Here is a 15,833-nt window from a genome sequence, read left to right as displayed (position 1 = left end):
GAGATGCGGCCAGACGGTATCGAGCATGGTGGGTTGCGCTTGCGCTGTGGGGTGGATGTTGTCCGATTGAAACCAGTCGGGATGGCCGACGACGCCAGAAAGCAGAAACGGGACCAGCGCCACATGCTGCGATTTTGCAACCGCCGGAAACACGGCCGCAAAACGCGCGGTGTACGCCGGGCCGTAGTTTGGCGGAATTTGCATGCCGACCAGCAAAACGCGCGCGCCCGCTTTTTTGCACAGCGCGACCATACGGCTCAGATTGTTCTGCGTTTGCTGCAAGGAAAGACCGCGGAGAGCGTCATTGCCGCCCAGCTCGATGATGACCACGCGCGGCTTGTCGCGCGCGAGCAGGGCGGGCAGGCGGGCCAGCCCGCCCGCTGTGGTGTCGCCGCTGATGCTGGCGTTGACCACGGTCCAGCGCGGCTGCTTGGCTTCAAGCCGCCGGCGCAGCAGATCGACCCAGCCTTTTCCGGTCTCCAGCCCGTATCCGGCAGACAGGCTGTCGCCCACCACGAGCAGAGTGGATATGGGCGTGGATGTGGGCGGTATGGCGGCCCGCGCGGCACCCGCTAGCCCCATGCCCGCCGTTAGCGCCACAAGTGACACCATGAGCGCCAAGACCTTGCGCCGCGGCGGCGTGGGCGGGCTTTCTACAATCAGCGGCATTCCATTTTTCATGACAAGGCTTCCATGGCGGTCGATGTGATTGTCGCGCAGGATCTGGGCAAGACCGTTTCCGATGTCGGCGACGCCCTCACCATTCTTCACGCGGTGCAACTGCGAGTTCCTGCTGGACAGAGCGTGGCCATTACCGGCGCCTCGGGCTCGGGGAAATCCACGCTGCTGGCTTTGCTCGCCGGCATGGATCGGCCCAGCACAGGCCAGGTGTGGATCGACGGCGTTGATCTCGACAGCCTCGACGAGAACGGCCGGGCCGATCTGCGGGCGCAGAAAATCGGCTTCGTGTTCCAGAATTTTCAGCTCATCGACCACTACACCGCGCTAGAAAACGTGGTGCTGCCTCTGGAAATTTCCGGACGTGCTCATGGCGCGGTGGATGCCGCAACGACCTTGCTGCACGCCGTGGGCCTGGGACAGCGTCTGCATCATCGCCCGGCCTTACTGTCAGGCGGTGAGCAACAGCGCGTTGCCCTGGCCCGCGCCTTCGTGGGCCGACCCCGACTGGTCTTGGCCGACGAGCCGACGGGTAATCTCGATGCGGCCACGGGCGAGCGCATCATGGATCTGATGTTCCGCTTGCGCGCCGAAATGCAAGCAACGCTGGTGCTGGTCACACACGACCCGGCGCTGGCCGCGCGCTGCGACCGCGTCTGCACCATGCACGCCGGTCATCTGACTGAACAACCCCAGGCGGTTGCTGCATGAAGCCGCTCTACGGATTTCACGCGGTAGGCGCGCGCCTGCGTGCGGCCCCGGCGTCGGTGCACGCGGTGTATGTCGACGCGAGTCGGCGCGATGCGCGCATGCAGCAGTTTCTGCGCAAGGTCGAGGCCTCGGGCGTGGCGCTGAAAACCCTCAGCGCCGAGCGCCTGGCCGCGCTGGCGGGCACCGACCGTCATCAGGGCGTGGTGGCGCAGGTTGATGACTTGCCGACTGTGCACGACCTGCACGCCGTGCTCGATGCCGTGGAGGGGGCGCCGCTAGTGCTGGCGCTCGATGGCGTGACCGATCCGCACAACCTCGGTGCCATTCTCCGTACTGCCGACGCGGCGGGGGTGCATCTGGTCATTGCGCCGAAAGATCGCGCGGTGGGCCTAAACCCCACCGTGGCCCGCGTGGCCAGCGGCGCGGCGGAAACCGTGCCCTATCTCATGGTGACTAATCTGGTGCGCAGCCTGGGCGAATTGCAGGATCGCGGCCTGTGGGTGATGGGTACTGACGAGGCTGCGACCGACGATGTCCACGCCGCCAACTGGACACAGCCCGCGGTGCTGGTGATGGGGGCTGAGGGCGCCGGCATGCGCCGTCTGGTGCGCGAGACTTGCGATCAGCTGCTGCAGATTCCCATGCTCGGTGCGGTGGAGAGCCTCAACGTCTCCGTCGCTGCCGGGGTTTGTCTTTACGAGGCCGTGCGTCAACGGCGCGTCTGAGCCTGATTTAACGGGCTTCGCTGGCGCGTTCCAACCGGTGATGCATGCGCTGCAGCGCAATCCAGACAATCAGGGCGATGATCGGGATAGAGATGCCCTCGGCCAGCTTGGGTTTGATGTGTAGCCAAGGCTCGGCCGCTTCGAACAGATGGCCCACCAGCGACGCCATGTAGTACGTGATCGCGGCCACGGACAGACCTTCGACCGTCTGCTGCAGACGGAGTTGCAGGAACTGCCGACGGTTCATCGACGCCAGCAAGCTGCGGTTTTGCTGCTGCATCGCCACTTCCACCCGCGTGCGCAGCAGATTGCTGCAGCGTGAAACCCGCTCGGAAAGCGCCTGCTGCCGCCGTGCCGCCCAGGCGCAGGTTTGCATCGCGGGCGCCAGACGACGCTCCAGGAACTGCCCGATGGTCTGCAGGCCGAAGATCGGTTTTTCGTGCAGTTCAGTCACACGCCGGTTGACCAGATCGTAGTATGCATTCGCCGCGGTAAACCGGCCATGAGAAGCGGCATAGACGCCTTCCACGGCGGACGCCAGCAAAGTCAGACGATCCAGGGTTTTGTGATCGCGCTGCGGCTCGGCGTCTTCGGCACCGCCGTTGCTGCCGATGGCGTCCATGATGCTCACCAGATCCTGCTCGTATTGGTTGAGTTGGGGGGTGAGTTCGCGAGCGACCGGCAGCGTCAGTAAAGACAGCAGGCGATAAGTCTCGATTTCGAGCAGGCGCTGCACCAGTCGCCCGCGCCGCCGCGCCGACATGGCCTTGCTCAACACAATGAAGCGGGTAAAGCCGTCGGGTGCGATGCGCAGATCGGTGAAGACCTGTGCATGACCGTCGGCCACATCCGACCCGACCAGCGCATCAATGTCCAGAACCGCGGAGAAATCAGGCAGGGTGTCGCAGCCCAGTTCGCCTTCGGGCATGACGGCGACGTGGTTGGCGCACAGGCGTTGCCCCGGAATGCGCGCCAGCCACTCAGCCGAAACGCGGTCGCAGGCGCAGCGTTCAAACAGCGGATCTTCCGGGCCGAGGGACTCGTGCGTGATGAAGGTGTAGCTGACGAACTCGCCGTGGCGCTCCCAGCGCAGGCGCACCGGGCCGATCTGCTCGGTATGAAACATGCTGCCCATTGATGGCGGCGGCAGGTGCAGATTGCCGAGCAGTTCACTGAGGTGTTCGAACGCCTGTTGCGACTCGGCCGGACTGACCAGCATCACTTGATGGCTGACCTGCGCCGGCGCTCCCACTCGCTCGAACGGGCGGGCGTGGATCTCGTTGTGAAGCTGCTGACGCAAGGGATGTTCGGACATAAGAGACGAGCGGTGAGCTGAAGAAGAAGGAGTGGAGGATGCAGGACGGGGCCGAGACTGTCAGTCAGTGTGGATGGGCCGATGTCTGCTATGATGCTCGGGTTTTGTGCGGTGCGGAATGAATGCATAGAAAAAGCGTTCAGAAAGCACCGGGCCAGCGCAACAGCAAGTGACTGGTCCGCAGAAAGCAGCACAGAACGAACGCGCCATGCTACCAACGCGACCGAGGGAGAGATTTGACAGATCGCCCAAAGTTCAGCACGAGGTGTCTGGCGCAAACCACCCGCAAACCGGCTCAACCAGGTGTTGAGCCGCTGCCGAAGTTGCCCGGTGCTTGCACCGGAGAATTTGGGCGGCGTGCCAATCAGAGCCGGATTTCAGACCCAACTTGGATTGGAAACTTTATGTCAGTCTCAATGCGTCAAATGCTGGAAGCCGGGGTGCACTTCGGTCACCAAACCCGCTTCTGGAACCCCAAGATGGCCCCGTTCATTTACGGCCATCGCAACAAAATCCATATCGTCAACCTCGAAAAGACGTTGCCGATGTATCTGGACGCCGTCAAGTTCGCCCGCCAGCTTGCGGCGCGCCGCGGCACCATTCTGTTCGTCGGCACCAAGCGTCAGGCGGGTGAAATCGTGCGTGAACAGGCCGAGCGTTGCGGCATGCCCTATGTCGACCAGCGCTGGCTCGGCGGCATGCTGACCAACTTCAAGACGGTCAAGACCTCGATCAAGAAGCTCAAGGACATGCAGGCGCAGGCGGCCGAGGGCGTGCTTGAGCAGATGAGCAAAAAAGAAGCGTTGACCTTCCAGCGCGAAATGGACAAACTGGAAAAGTCCATCGGCGGCATTCAAGACATGGCGGCTCTGCCCGATGCGATTTTCGTCATCGACGTGGGCTATCACAAGATCGCCATCGCCGAGGCGAAGACGCTGAACATTCCGGTGATCGGCGTGGTCGACACCAACCATTCCCCGCTGGGCGTGACTCACATCATTCCGGGCAACGACGACTCGGCCAAAGCCGTGACGCTGTACGCGCAGGGCATGGCCGATGCCATCCTGGAAGGCAAGAACGACGCGGTCAATGAAGTCGTGCAAGCTGTCTCCGAAGGCGAAGAAGAATTCGTCGAAGTTCAGGAAGACGCGCCTGCCGCCTGATGGGGCCACGATGATCCTGCTGCAACGGCCCGATTCACTCACCTGAATTACCGGCCTGAAACACCCCGGGGCTGCGATACACAGCCCCTTTTTTTCAACTGCGTTTCTAGTTTTCGATTTCAAGGAGTTCAACAATGGCGGCAATTACCGCAAGCATGGTGGCAGAACTGCGTGCCAAGACCGATGCCCCGATGATGGAGTGCAAAAAGGCGCTGACCGAGGCCGAAGGCGATATGGATCGTGCTGAGGAAATCTTGCGCGTCAAGCTCGGCAGCAAGGCCAGCAAGGCGGCTTCGCGTGTGACGGCCGAAGGCATCGTGGCGGCGTACATCAACGGCACGACCGGCGCGCTGATCGAGTTGAACTGCGAAACCGATTTCGTGGCCAAGAATGACGATTTCCTGGCCTTCGGCAAAGACCTGACCCAGCTGATCGCGGCGCAGAACCCTGCCGACGTGGCGGCGCTGTCGGCACTGACGCTTGATGGCGAAACCATCGAAGCGCGCCGCAGCAAGCTGATCGGCAAGATCGGCGAGAACATGACCATTCGCCGCTTCAAGCGTTTTGCTGGCGATCACAAGCTGGTGAGTTACCTGCACGGTACGCGCATCGGGGTGATGGTCGGGTTCACCGGCGACGAAGTGGCCGCCAAGGATGTGGCCATGCACATTGCCGCGATGAAGCCGGTGGCGCTGTCGTCGTCTCAGGTGCCCGCCGATCTGATCGAGAAAGAGCGTTCCATCGCCTCGCAGAAAGCGGCCGAGTCGGGCAAGCCCGCGGAGATCATCGCCAAGATGGTCGAAGGTTCGGTGCAGAAATACCTCAAGGAAGTCTCGCTGTTCGATCAGGTGTTCGTCAAGAACGACAAGCAGACGGTCGAGCAGATGCTGAAATCCGCCAACACCACGGTGCACGGTTTCACCCTGTATGTGGTGGGTGAGGGTATCGAAAAAAAGTCGGAGAATTTTGCGGAAGAGGTGGCCGCGCAGATGGCTGCAGCCAAGCAAGGCTGAGCGCCGTGGCCCGGCTGACCGGGGCCGATTTGGGTCGATTAGGCCCGGTCGCCTAGCACCTTGTAGTCCCGTTTCTTTGCAGCTTCTCCATCCTCGCCTTTTCGCCTTTCTACCGCTCGCCAGGAGTCACCATGTCCGGATACAAACGTGTTCTGCTCAAGCTCTCGGGCGAGGCCCTGATGGGGGATGATGCTTATGGCATCAATCGCGCCACCATCGAGGCCATGGTGCGGGACATCGCCGAGGTGGTGCATTCTGGCGTGCAGCTGGCGATAGTCATCGGTGGCGGCAACATCTTCCGCGGGGTGGCGGGAGGCGCTGTGGGCATGGACCGGGCGACGGCGGATTACATGGGCATGCTGGCGACGGTGATGAATTCGCTCGCGCTGAGCGACGCCATGAAGCACGCCGGGCTGAATCCGCGCGTGATGTCGGCCATTGCCATCGACCAGGTTGTCGAGTCTTATGTGCGGCCCAAGGCGCTGCAGTACCTTGAGGAAGGCAAGTCGGTGATCTTTGCCGGCGGCACGGGCAATCCGTTCTTCACCACCGATACGGCCGCCGCGCTGCGCGCAGCCGAGGTTGGCGCCGAGGTCATGCTCAAAGCGACCAAGGTCGATGGCATCTACACCGCCGATCCGGCCAAAGACCCGCAGGCCGAGCGTTATGCGCGCATCAGCTTCGATGAGGCGATCGCACGGCGCTTGCAGGTGATGGACGCGACGGCTTTTGCGCTGTGCCGTGACCAGAAGATGCCGATTCGCGTATTCAGCATTTTCAAGCCTGGGGCGCTGATGCGCGTGGTTCAAGGCGCTGATGAAGGCACGGACGTCTACGTCTGATTACCATCGAAGTTTTTGAGACCCGCGCCGCGCTGTTTTCCGCGCAGCGGGTTTTGTTTTTTCCCGATCTGTTTTTGGAGTACATCATGGGAATCGCAGAGATCAAGAAAAACACCGAAGAAAAAATGCACAAGTCGATCGAGTCACTCAAGCTCGATCTGGCCAAGGTGCGTACCGGACGCGCGCATACCGGCTTGCTCGACCATGTGATGGTGGACTACTACGGCACCATGATGGCGATCAATCAGGTGGCGAACATGAATCTGGTCGATGCCCGCACCATCAGCGTGCAGCCGTGGGAAAAGAAAATGGTCCAGGCCGTCGAGAAGGCGATTCGGGAGTCCGATCTGGGTCTGAATCCCCAGACGCAAGGCGACGTCATTCGCGTGCCCATGCCCGCGCTGACCGAAGAGCGCCGCCGCGATCTGGTCAAGGTCATCAAGCAGGAAGGCGAGGGGGCCAAGGTGGCCGTGCGCAATTTGCGCCGCGATGCGAACCAAAGCCTGAAAGACCTCGTCAAAGCAAAAGAGGCCTCCGAAGACGACGAGCGCCGCGCGCAGGACGAGGTGCAGAAAATCACCGACCGCTGCATTGTCGAGATCGACAAACAACTGGCGCAAAAAGAAGCGGAGATCATGGCGGTCTGACGGGAGCCAGCGGATTGTTCCGCTGCTCTGATCGACGTTCCAGGCTGTGTTTCTCCTATTGACGGCATGAGCAAGAAAACCATCGCCAAGCGCGACCCTTCCACGCTACCACGCCATGTGGCGGTGGTCATGGATGGCAACGGGCGCTGGGCGCAGCGCAGGTTTCTGCCGCGTTCCTCCGGACATAAATTCGGTGTCGACGCGCTGAAAAAAATCGTGCGCTATTGTGCGGAGATTGGCGTGAAGCATCTCACGGTGTTCGCCTTTTCCTCTGAAAACTGGACGCGTCCGGCGGAGGAGGTGCAGACCTTGATGGATCTGTTCGTCAAGGCGCTGCAGCGCGAGTCTGCGGAACTGGCCAAACAAGGCGTGCAGTTGCATGTCGTGGGCGATCTATCGGCCTTTTCTGCCGAGATGCGCGCGCTCATCGACCAGTCCGAGGCGTTGACCCGCCGCAATGACACCTTGGTGCTCAACGTGGCGCTCAACTATGGCGGGCGTTGGGACATGACGCAGGCGGCACAAGCCCTTTTTGCTGCGCAGGAAGCCCCCACGCAGCAAGCGCTGGCGCGGCATCTGGCCCTGTCGCACTCGCCCGACCCGGATCTGCTGATCCGCACCGGCGGCGAGCATCGCATCAGCAATTTCCTGCTCTGGCAACTGGCCTACACCGAGCTCTATTTCAGCGATATTCTCTGGCCCGACTTCAACACCGAAGCCTTTGACGCAGCGTTGGCCGATTTTGCCAGCCGCCAGCGCCGTTTCGGTGGCGTTCCCGAGGCGAAATCGCCGGCCGCGGCCTGAGGCGGCGAGCGGCGCATCTGCATCATGTTGCGACAGCGCGTCCTGACCGCTCTGGTGTTGATGGCGCTATTGCTGCCCACCTTGTTTTGGCACGATCCCCTGCCATTCGCGCTATTGGCGCTGGCGTTTTGTGCTGTGGGCATGGGCGAGTGGGCGCGGCTCGCGGGCTATCAAGGCTTTAGCGTGCTGTCTTTCTGGGCTTTGCTCTGGGCGGCGATTGCGGCGGCCTTGCTCTGGCTATTGCAACAGCAGGCCTGGCAGATGGCTTCAGCCTGGCGCTGGTTCTGGCTGGCCTGCAGCGCGGCATGGTTGCTCGCATTGGGGATGAGTCTGCCAAAGGCCCGTCTGCCCGCAGCGCTGCGTCATCCTTTGGCGCTCACTTTATTGGGCTTCTTGCTGTTGCAGGCCGCCTGGCTGGCGTTGGTCCAACTGCGTGTTCAGGGCGCGCTTTTCATGCTGTCTTTGCTGGCGCTGGTTTGGGTGGCGGATATTGCGGCGTACTTTGGCGGCAGGGCCTGGGGGCGCCGCAAGCTCGCGCCATCGATCAGTCCTGGAAAGACCCGCGCCGGGGCCTGGACGGCTCTTGCCGCCACCCTGTTCTACGCCGCAGTCTGCGTGAGTCTGGCACCGATTTACCCCAATTATTTTTCGCGGCTCAACACGCAGTTCGGCGGGTTCGGTCTCGCGATTCTGGTCGTCGTGCTGCTGGCGTTTGCCATTGCGGGCGATCTGTTCGAGTCCTTGCTCAAACGCGCGGCAGGGCTGAAAGACAGCGGCAAGCTGCTGCCGGGACATGGCGGCGTGCTGGACCGCATCGACGCGCTCTTGCCCGTGTTGCCCCTGGCCTTGTTGCTGCTGGCGCTATGAAATCGGTCACCATTCTCGGCTCTACCGGCTCGATCGGCGCCAATACGCTGGCCGTGCTGGCGCTGCACCCAGCGCAGTTTCGGGTGTTTGCTCTGGCAGCGCACAGCAATGCCGACAAACTGTTTGCGCAGTGTCTCGAATTTCGTCCGAACTACGCCGTGCTCGGCAGTGCGCAGGCGGCCAGCAGTCTGCAGCAGCGTTTGCGGGCCGAGCATTGCCCGACGGAAGTATTGAGCGGCACCAAGGCGCTCGACGACGTGGCTGCCGCGCCCGAAGTCGATCTGGTCATGGCCGCCATCGTGGGCGCCGCCGGTCTGTCGGCCAGTCTCGCCGCAGCCCGTGCCGGCAAGCGGCTGCTGCTGGCCAACAAAGAGTCGCTGGTCGTCGCCGGCGATCTGCTGTTGCAGGCTTTGGCGCAAGGCGGCGGCGATCTCATTCCCATCGACAGCGAGCACAGTGCCATTCAGCAAAGTCTGCCTGACGATCGCAGTCGCTGGCAGGCGGACGTGCGCAATATCGTGCTGACCGCTTCGGGCGGGCCGTTTCGCCAGCGCGCCGCGCACACCCTGCAGGCTGTCACGCCGTCGGAGGCCTGCGCCCACCCGAACTGGAGCATGGGCGCCAAGATCTCGGTCGATTCCGCCACCATGATGAACAAGGCGCTGGAGGTCATCGAGGCGCACTATCTGTTCGGCATGCGACCCGAGCAGATCGAGGTGCTGATTCATCCCCAGAGCATCGTGCATTCGATGGTCAACTATCACGACGGCTCGGTGATTGCCCAACTCGGGCAGCCCGACATGCGCACCCCCATTGCTTACGGCCTGTCCTATCCCACCCGCATGGCCTCGGGCGCGCCGTGGCTCGACCTGGCGCGCGTGGGACGGCTCGATTTCGAACAACCCGATCCCCAGCGGTTCCCGGGCCTGGCCTTGGCCTTCGAGGCACTGCGCATGCCGGTGGGCGCCTGCGCCGTGCTCAATGCCGCCAACGAAGTGGCCGTGGACGCCTTCCTCCATCAGCGCATCCGGTTTACCGATATTCACCGGATCAATGCGGATTTGCTGGCAAGCGCACAATGCGCGGGCTGTGATTCGCTGGAGGCCCTGGCTGAACTAGACGCCCAGACGCGACTCCAAGCGCAACGGCGCGTCGCGCAACTCTCGCCCTCCGGGCAGGGCGGCGCGGCGCAACTGGCCTGACGCGAAACCATGAACCTGCTCATCACCCTGCTGGCGTTTGCCTTTGCACTCGGCGTGCTCATCACCATCCACGAGTTCGGTCACTACCGTGTGGCCGTGGCGTGTGGCGTCAAGGTATTGCGGTTTTCCATCGGCTTCGGTAAACCCCTGCTGCGCTGGACGCGAGGCGCCGACAAAACTGAATTCACCCTGGCCTGGATTCCGCTCGGCGGCTATGTGAAGATGCTCGACGAACGCGAGGGCGAAGTGGCCGAGGCCGAGCTGCCACGCGCGTTCAACCGACAAAGCCTATCCAAACGCGCGGCCATCGTCGCAGCGGGGCCAGCGGCCAATCTCTTGCTCGCCATTGTGCTGTTTGCCGTGGTGGCGCTGGTCGGCGTGCGCGAGCCGGTTGCCATATTGGGTGCGCCACCCGCTCACTCGACCGCTGCCGCAGTGGGGGTGCAGGGCGGTGAGCGAGTCTTGGCGGTCGCGCATGACGGCTCGCAGGAAGCCGTGCAGAGCTGGACGGGGCTGCGCTGGACGCTGTTGAACGCCGCGATGAACGGCGATCGCCTCGCCCTCGTCGTCGAACGCAAGGCGGGTGGCCCGACGCACGAAATTCCTCTCGATTTTTCTTCGAGCATGCGGGCGGCTGAAAGCGCCGGGTTTCTCTCGACCTACGGCTTGCACCTACAGAGCCCACCGGCCGAAATTCGAGAAGTAGTCGTTGGCGGCCCGGCACAGCGTAGCGGTCTGCTTGCGGGTGACCGGATCATCGCAGTGGACGGCAAACCCATCGCCACAGCAGACGCCTTGATGCGCGCCATTCAAACCTCAAGTGGCAAGCCGATGCAGCTTGAGGTGCGTCGCGACGGCCGCACTTTGCAAACCCAGTTGCAGGCCAAGCCGGTGCAGGTCAACGGCCAGGCGGTCTGGCGCATCGAGGCCATGCTGGGCGGCGAAATTCCCACGGTAAAAATCGAGCGCAGTCCGCTGCAGGCCTTGCAGGACGGCGCGCAGCGCACCTGGGATCTTTCGGTGTTGACCCTCAAGACCCTCGGGCGCATGGTGATCGGCCAGGCTTCGCTGCAAAACCTCAGCGGCCCGGTCACGATTGCCGATTACGCGGGTAAAAGCGCCGAGCTGGGCTGGATGGCGTATCTCAGCTTTCTGGCCGTGGTCAGCGTCAGCCTGGGCGTGCTCAATCTGCTGCCTTTGCCCATTCTGGATGGAGGGCATCTCCTGTATTATGCGTACGAGGGATTGACCCGTCGCAGCGTCTCGCAACGCTGGCAAGAAAGGCTGCAGCAAGGCGGTCTCGTGGTCATCGCCATGATGATGGCCATCGCCCTCTACAACGATCTGGTTCGCTTGCTCGGCCAGATGCACTAATCCAGCTCGAGGTCAATTTGAGGTTTTCTCCCGCACTTCGTTGTGCGACGGCGGTTGTGATCGCTGTTGCAGGCGTGCAAGCACACGCAGCTGAATCGTTCACCATCAAGGACATCCGGGTCGACGGTCTGCAAAGAACCGAACCCGGTACTGTGTTCAGCTATCTACCGTTTCGGGTCGGTGAAACCTATACGCCCGAGAGCGGGGCGGCCGCCATTCGGGCCTTGTTCGCCACCGGGCTGTTCAAGAACGTCCGCATTGAAACCGACAACGATGTGGTCACCCTCATCGTCGAGGAGCGCCCGACCATTGCCGGGGTTGAATTCGCCGGAACCAAGGAGTTCGACAAAAAGGCCTTGACGACGGCGCTCGCCTCCGTGGGGCTTGCCGAGGCTCGGCCTTACGACCAGGCGCTCATCGATCAGGCCGTTCAGGAACTCAAGCAGCAATATCTGGCCAAGGGCTTCTACGGCACCGAGGTGAATGTCACCACCACGCCGCTGCCGCGCAACCGGGTGAACGTGTTGTTCACCGTGGTCGAAGGGCAGATTGCCAAGATTCGTTCCATCCGCGTCGTGGGCAACAAGGTGTTCGGCGAAGGCACGTTGCTGGGCTTGTTTACCCTCAGCACACCGGGTTGGCTGAGCTGGTACACCAAGGACGACCAGTATTCCAAGGCCAAGCTCAATACCGATCTGGAAACCCTGCGTTCCTACTACCAAGACCGGGGCTATCTCGATTTCCGCATCGACTCTACCCAGGTGGCTTTGTCGCCTGACAAAGACGGCATCTACATCACCGTCAACGTGCACGAGGGGCCGAAGTACACCGTGTCGGGTTACCAACTCGCGGGTAACTATCTCGGGCAGGACGATGAATTCCGCGCACTGGTCAAACTCAAGCCGGGCGAGACTTACAGCGCGCAGGCGCTCAACGAGAGCGTCAAGGCCATCAGCAACCAGTTCGGCGTGTATGGCTATGCCTTCGCCCGGGTCGAGTCCAAACCGGTGATCGATCGCCAGACGGATCAGGTGGCCTTCACCATCACTGCCGATCCGGGTAAGCGCATTTATGTGCGCCGCATCGATATCGCGGGCAACACCCGCACGCGCGACGAAGTCATTCGCCGTGAATTCCGGCAATTCGAAGACTCCTGGTATGACTCCGACCGCATCAAGCTCTCGCGCGACCGGGTGGATCGTCTGGGCTACTTCAAGGGAGTCACGCTGCAGCCGCGTGAGGTTCCCGGTACAAACGATCAGGTCGATCTCGACATGAACGTGGAGGAGAAGCCTACGGGCAGCCTCTCTCTGGGCGTGGGATTTTCGAGTGCGGACAAACTGTCGTTCAACGCCGGGATCAGCCAGGACAATATTTTTGGCAGCGGCAACAATCTCGCGGTCGACTTCAACACGTCGAGCTACTACCGCACGCTGTCGGTATCGAGCACGAATCCGTATTTCACCGAAGACGGCATCAGCCGCACGGTGAATGCGTATTACCGCACCATCCAGCCTTACACCAGCCAGGGCGACAACTACAAGATCGTCACGCCGGGGTTCAATCTTCAGTTCGGCATTCCGTTCACCGAAGAAGACCGGGTGTTCTTCGGCGCCGGGTATGAGCGCTATACGCTGGATCTCGCTCCGGGCGCGCCAGCCTCGTATATCGCCTATGTCAACCAGTTCGGCAAGACCTCCAGCGGCATTCCGCTGACCATTGGCTGGCAGCGCGACAGCCGCAACAGCGCCCTGGTGCCCACCGATGGCCGCTATCAGCGCCTGAGCTTCGAGATCAGTCCGTTCAGCACCTTGCGATACGACCGCATCACCTATCAATACCAGCAGTATCTGCCGCTCACGCGAACCACCAATCTGGCGTTCAACGGTTTGGTGGGTTATGCCCACGGGCTGAACGGACGTCCCTTGCCGGTTTTCAAGAATTTGTACGCCGGAGGTATCGGCACCGTGCGCGGGTTTGAACAAAGCTCTCTGGGCCCGCAAGATGCCCAAGGCAATGCGCTGGGCGGCGCCAAGATGCTGATCGCCGATTTCGAGTATCAGTTTCCCTTCCCCGGCACGGGCGCGGACAAATCGCTTCGCATGTCGTTCTTCAATGACAACGGCTATGTGTGGGGCGAGAACCAGAAAGTCAGCCTGAGCGATATGCGCTCGTCCGTCGGTATCGGCGTGTCCTGGATTTCACCCATTGGCCCGTTGAAGTTCAGTCTGGCCAAGGCGGTTCGCTACAAGTCCACCGATAAACTCCAGCGCTTCCAGTTCACGGTGGGCGCCGGTTTCTAACCTCATACGATTTCCATGAAATTCCACACCCTCTCTCGTACTCTTCTGGCCGCGGTTTGCACCACCGCGTTTTTGGTCAGCACGCCCGTCATGGCGCAAACGGCGGCGCCCGCGGCTGGCGTCACGGCCAACGCGCCCTTCAAGATTGGCTTCATCAACACCGAACGGGTGCTGAAAGATTCAACCCTGGCCAAGGCGGCCCAGCAGAAGCTGGAGGCCGAGTTTTCCAAGCGCGACAAGGAACTGCAGGACATGGCGGCCAAGATCAAGGCGACCAACGACAGCCTGGAAAAGAACGGCCCGGTCATGTCGGATGCAGATCGCATCAAGGCGCAGCAGAACCTCGTGGACATGAACCGCGAATTCCAGCGCAAGCAGCGTGAGTTTTCCGAAGACCTCAACGCCCGCCGCAACGAGGCGCTGGCCTCGGTGCTCGACAAGGCCAACAAGGTCGTGCGCGACATCGCCCAGAAAGATCACTACGACATCATTTTCCAGGAAGCGGTGTACGTCAATCCGCGCATCGACATCACCGACAAGGTGCTCAAAGCGCTGGATGCTCAGTCGGGCAAGTGAGCCAGTCGGCTGTGTCGACGCCTGGCATCTTTATGGATGGCCTCACGCTTGAGCAGATTGCTGCCCGGCTTGGCGGCGAACTCATCGGGAACGGGCAAGCGGTCGTTCAGCGCCTGCGGCCTATCGGCTCGGCAACGGAATCCGACATCACCTTCCTGAACCGGGACAAGCTGCGCCCGCAACTGGCCGAGACCGCAGCCGGTGCGGTCATCCTGCCCGAGTCGCTTCGCGGTGCGTTGCCGCGCTCGGGCAACGCGATTGTCACCCGCGATCCCTATTTGTATTACGCACGCCTGTCGCAGTGGTTCTGGGCATTGCGGCAGACGCCGTTTGAGCCGGGGTGTCATGCCACCGCGCAGATCGATCCTGCGGCTCAGGTTTCTCCCGCTGCGCGGGTGGACGCCTTTGCGGTCATCGAGGCGGGAGCGCAAATTGGGGAAGCGGCGCATATCGGGGCAGGCTGCTTCGTAGGGCGCGATGCCGTGATCGGCCCCGGCTCGGTGCTGCATCCGCGCAGTAGCGTGGCCTGGGGGTGTCGGCTCGGGGCGCGTTGCGTGCTGCAGTCGGGCGCGGTGGTTGGCAGCGACGGCTTTGGTTACGCCCGGGATGCAGGCGGCGCCGGTGTGAAGATCGCCCAGGTTGGCATTGCCGTGCTGGGAGACGATGTGGAGGTGGGGGCGAACAGCACCATCGACCGCGGTGCGCTCGACAATACCGAAATTGGCTTGGGCGTGAAGATCGACAATCTGGTGCAGGTGGCCCACAACGTGCGCATCGGTGCGCATACCGCGCTCGCGGGTTGCGTGGGCATATCGGGCAGTGCGGAAATCGGCGCCTACTGCTTCATCGGCGGAGGGGTCGGCATTGCGGGACATTTGAGCATTGCCGACGGCGTGGTGATCGGCGGCATGTCGCTGGTTTCGCGCTCCGTGCGTCAGCCGGGCATGTACACCGGCGCTTTCCCGCTCGATACCCACGCCAACTGGGAGCGCAATGCGGCGACCGTGCGCCAGTTGCATCAACTGCGTGACCGCATCCGCCATTTGGAACAGCATATAGAACAACACATCGAGTCTTTGAAAACAGAACCATCGACATGACGACCACGCAAGACATTACGCAAATCCTTGAACTGCTTCCGCACCGCTATCCCATGCTGCTCGTTGATCGCGTGGTCGAGCAGGTGAATGGCAGGTACATCAAGGCCTACAAGAACGTCACCATCAACGAACCGTTTTTCACTGGCCATTTTCCGCAAAAGCCCATCATGCCCGGCGTGCTCATTCTTGAGGCGCTGGCTCAGGCTTCGGGCATTCTGGCGTTTGGTTCGGTGGGAAAAACGCCGGCCCAGGGGTCGCTGTATTACCTGGTGGGCATCGACAATGCGCGCTTCAAACAGCCCGTTATTCCGGGCGATCGGCTCGATCTGTACGTCGAGTTGACGCGCAATATGCGGGGCATCTACAAGTTCACGGCAGAGGCTTCGGTCGAAGGCCGCGTGGTCGCGCAGGCCGAGTTGATGTGCACCGAGCGCAGCGTGCCCTGAAGGCCAGCATGCCCAAGATTCATTCCACGGCGCAGGTCGATCCCGGCGCGGAAATCGCCGACGATGT

16 protein-coding genes are annotated in these 15,833 nt (G+C 61.9%); 14 read left to right on the top strand and 2 right to left on the bottom strand.

Annotated elements, in window-relative coordinates:
* Positions 1 to 582 (bottom strand): arylesterase (locus AC2VLV_RS11520; RefSeq protein ID WP_486990119.1); only part of this gene is annotated, 582 nt, incomplete at its 3' end.
* Positions 583 to 693: 111 nt separating this feature from the next.
* Between AC2VLV_RS11520 and AC2VLV_RS11515 the strand changes: the two genes are divergently transcribed.
* Together AC2VLV_RS11515 and rlmB are read left to right on the top strand one after the other, a co-directional pair.
* Positions 694 to 1,389: an ABC transporter ATP-binding protein gene (locus AC2VLV_RS11515; RefSeq protein WP_486990117.1), complete on the top strand. Its 696-nt coding sequence runs from the start codon at positions 694 to 696 to the stop codon at positions 1,387 to 1,389.
* A complete protein-coding gene (gene rlmB, locus AC2VLV_RS11510) occupies positions 1,386 to 2,114 on the top strand; it encodes a 23S rRNA (guanosine(2251)-2'-O)-methyltransferase RlmB (RefSeq protein ID WP_486990116.1) in 729 nt (242 codons plus the stop codon). Before AC2VLV_RS11515 ends, rlmB begins: the two co-directional genes overlap by 4 nt.
* Before the next feature lie 7 nt (positions 2,115 to 2,121).
* Here the strand turns inward: rlmB and AC2VLV_RS11505 are convergent, their stop codons facing one another.
* A complete protein-coding gene (locus tag AC2VLV_RS11505; RefSeq protein WP_486990115.1) occupies positions 2,122 to 3,429 on the bottom strand; it encodes a DUF3422 family protein in 1,308 nt (435 codons plus the stop codon).
* Positions 3,430 to 3,833: 404 nt separating this feature from the next.
* Here AC2VLV_RS11505 and rpsB point away from each other — a divergent pair, with 404 nt between their 5' ends.
* From rpsB to fabZ, 12 genes are all read left to right on the top strand, one after another.
* Positions 3,834 to 4,592: a 30S ribosomal protein S2 gene (rpsB, locus tag AC2VLV_RS11500; RefSeq protein ID WP_486990114.1), complete on the top strand. Its 759-nt coding sequence runs from the start codon at positions 3,834 to 3,836 to the stop codon at positions 4,590 to 4,592.
* A 134-nt stretch (positions 4,593 to 4,726) separates the two neighbouring features.
* Positions 4,727 to 5,605 (top strand): translation elongation factor Ts, encoded by an 879-nt coding sequence (gene tsf / locus AC2VLV_RS11495; RefSeq protein WP_486990113.1) that lies wholly within the window; start codon positions 4,727 to 4,729, stop codon positions 5,603 to 5,605.
* Between the two features lie 131 nt (positions 5,606 to 5,736).
* Positions 5,737 to 6,447 carry a UMP kinase gene (gene pyrH / locus AC2VLV_RS11490; protein WP_486990112.1) on the top strand — a complete coding sequence of 237 codons (711 nt, stop codon included), beginning with the start codon at positions 5,737 to 5,739 and terminating at the stop codon, positions 6,445 to 6,447.
* Between the two features lie 86 nt (positions 6,448 to 6,533).
* On the top strand, positions 6,534 to 7,094 hold the full coding sequence (gene frr / locus AC2VLV_RS11485) for a ribosome recycling factor (RefSeq protein ID WP_486990111.1): 561 nt from the start codon (positions 6,534 to 6,536) through the stop codon (positions 7,092 to 7,094).
* A gap of 66 nt (positions 7,095 to 7,160) precedes the next feature.
* The gene (gene uppS / locus AC2VLV_RS11480; protein ID WP_486990110.1) at positions 7,161 to 7,898 is read left to right on the top strand and encodes a polyprenyl diphosphate synthase; all 738 of its coding nucleotides are present in this window, start codon (positions 7,161 to 7,163) and stop codon (positions 7,896 to 7,898) included.
* A gap of 24 nt (positions 7,899 to 7,922) precedes the next feature.
* Positions 7,923 to 8,765, top strand: coding sequence for a phosphatidate cytidylyltransferase (locus AC2VLV_RS11475; protein ID WP_486990109.1), 843 nt, complete (start codon positions 7,923 to 7,925; stop codon positions 8,763 to 8,765).
* Complete coding sequence (gene ispC / locus AC2VLV_RS11470) at positions 8,762 to 9,967, top strand: 1-deoxy-D-xylulose-5-phosphate reductoisomerase (protein ID WP_486990108.1); 1,206 nt, start codon at positions 8,762 to 8,764, stop codon at positions 9,965 to 9,967. Before AC2VLV_RS11475 ends, ispC begins: the two co-directional genes overlap by 4 nt.
* Before the next feature lie 9 nt (positions 9,968 to 9,976).
* Positions 9,977 to 11,341, top strand: a complete 1,365-nt coding sequence (gene rseP, locus AC2VLV_RS11465; protein ID WP_486990107.1) for an RIP metalloprotease RseP — start codon at positions 9,977 to 9,979, stop codon at positions 11,339 to 11,341.
* Positions 11,341 to 13,644: an outer membrane protein assembly factor BamA gene (gene bamA / locus AC2VLV_RS11460; RefSeq protein ID WP_486990118.1), complete on the top strand. Its 2,304-nt coding sequence runs from the start codon at positions 11,341 to 11,343 to the stop codon at positions 13,642 to 13,644. The genes rseP and bamA overlap by 1 nt, the downstream gene beginning before the upstream one ends.
* Before the next feature lie 15 nt (positions 13,645 to 13,659).
* Complete coding sequence (locus AC2VLV_RS11455) at positions 13,660 to 14,220, top strand: OmpH/Skp family outer membrane protein (protein ID WP_486990106.1); 561 nt, start codon at positions 13,660 to 13,662, stop codon at positions 14,218 to 14,220.
* A 32-nt stretch (positions 14,221 to 14,252) separates the two neighbouring features.
* Positions 14,253 to 15,320, top strand: a complete 1,068-nt coding sequence (lpxD, locus tag AC2VLV_RS11450) for a UDP-3-O-(3-hydroxymyristoyl)glucosamine N-acyltransferase (protein WP_486990105.1) — start codon at positions 14,253 to 14,255, stop codon at positions 15,318 to 15,320.
* Positions 15,317 to 15,766: a 3-hydroxyacyl-ACP dehydratase FabZ gene (gene fabZ / locus AC2VLV_RS11445; RefSeq protein WP_486990104.1), complete on the top strand. Its 450-nt coding sequence runs from the start codon at positions 15,317 to 15,319 to the stop codon at positions 15,764 to 15,766. The genes lpxD and fabZ overlap by 4 nt, the downstream gene beginning before the upstream one ends.
* Positions 15,767 to 15,833: the final 67 nt, after the last annotated feature.

The sequence above is a fragment of the Thiomonas sp. TH-17 genome, assembly GCF_057473305.1.
Note: the sequence above shows the minus strand (reverse complement) of the source record. Positions and strands in the feature narration are given on the sequence as shown.

Excerpts from the sequence above, each read along its gene's own strand:
- lpxD (WP_486990105.1), top strand. The coding sequence starts at position 14,253 with ATGGATGGCCTCACGCTTGAGCAGATTGCTGCCCGGCTTGGCGGCGAA.
- AC2VLV_RS11475 (WP_486990109.1), top strand. The coding sequence starts at position 7,923 with ATGTTGCGACAGCGCGTCCTGACCGCTCTGGTGTTGATGGCGCTATTG.
- AC2VLV_RS11505 (WP_486990115.1), bottom strand. The coding sequence starts at position 3,429 with ATGTCCGAACATCCCTTGCGTCAGCAGCTTCACAACGAGATCCACGCC.
- tsf (WP_486990113.1), top strand. The coding sequence starts at position 4,727 with ATGGCGGCAATTACCGCAAGCATGGTGGCAGAACTGCGTGCCAAGACC.
- frr (WP_486990111.1), top strand. The coding sequence starts at position 6,534 with ATGGGAATCGCAGAGATCAAGAAAAACACCGAAGAAAAAATGCACAAG.
- AC2VLV_RS11455 (WP_486990106.1), top strand. The coding sequence starts at position 13,660 with ATGAAATTCCACACCCTCTCTCGTACTCTTCTGGCCGCGGTTTGCACC.
- ispC (WP_486990108.1), top strand. The coding sequence starts at position 8,762 with ATGAAATCGGTCACCATTCTCGGCTCTACCGGCTCGATCGGCGCCAAT.
- fabZ (WP_486990104.1), top strand. The coding sequence starts at position 15,317 with ATGACGACCACGCAAGACATTACGCAAATCCTTGAACTGCTTCCGCAC.
- uppS (WP_486990110.1), top strand. The coding sequence starts at position 7,161 with ATGAGCAAGAAAACCATCGCCAAGCGCGACCCTTCCACGCTACCACGC.
- pyrH (WP_486990112.1), top strand. The coding sequence starts at position 5,737 with ATGTCCGGATACAAACGTGTTCTGCTCAAGCTCTCGGGCGAGGCCCTG.
- rseP (WP_486990107.1), top strand. The coding sequence starts at position 9,977 with ATGAACCTGCTCATCACCCTGCTGGCGTTTGCCTTTGCACTCGGCGTG.
- rlmB (WP_486990116.1), top strand. The coding sequence starts at position 1,386 with ATGAAGCCGCTCTACGGATTTCACGCGGTAGGCGCGCGCCTGCGTGCG.
- AC2VLV_RS11515 (WP_486990117.1), top strand. The coding sequence starts at position 694 with ATGGCGGTCGATGTGATTGTCGCGCAGGATCTGGGCAAGACCGTTTCC.
- rpsB (WP_486990114.1), top strand. The coding sequence starts at position 3,834 with ATGTCAGTCTCAATGCGTCAAATGCTGGAAGCCGGGGTGCACTTCGGT.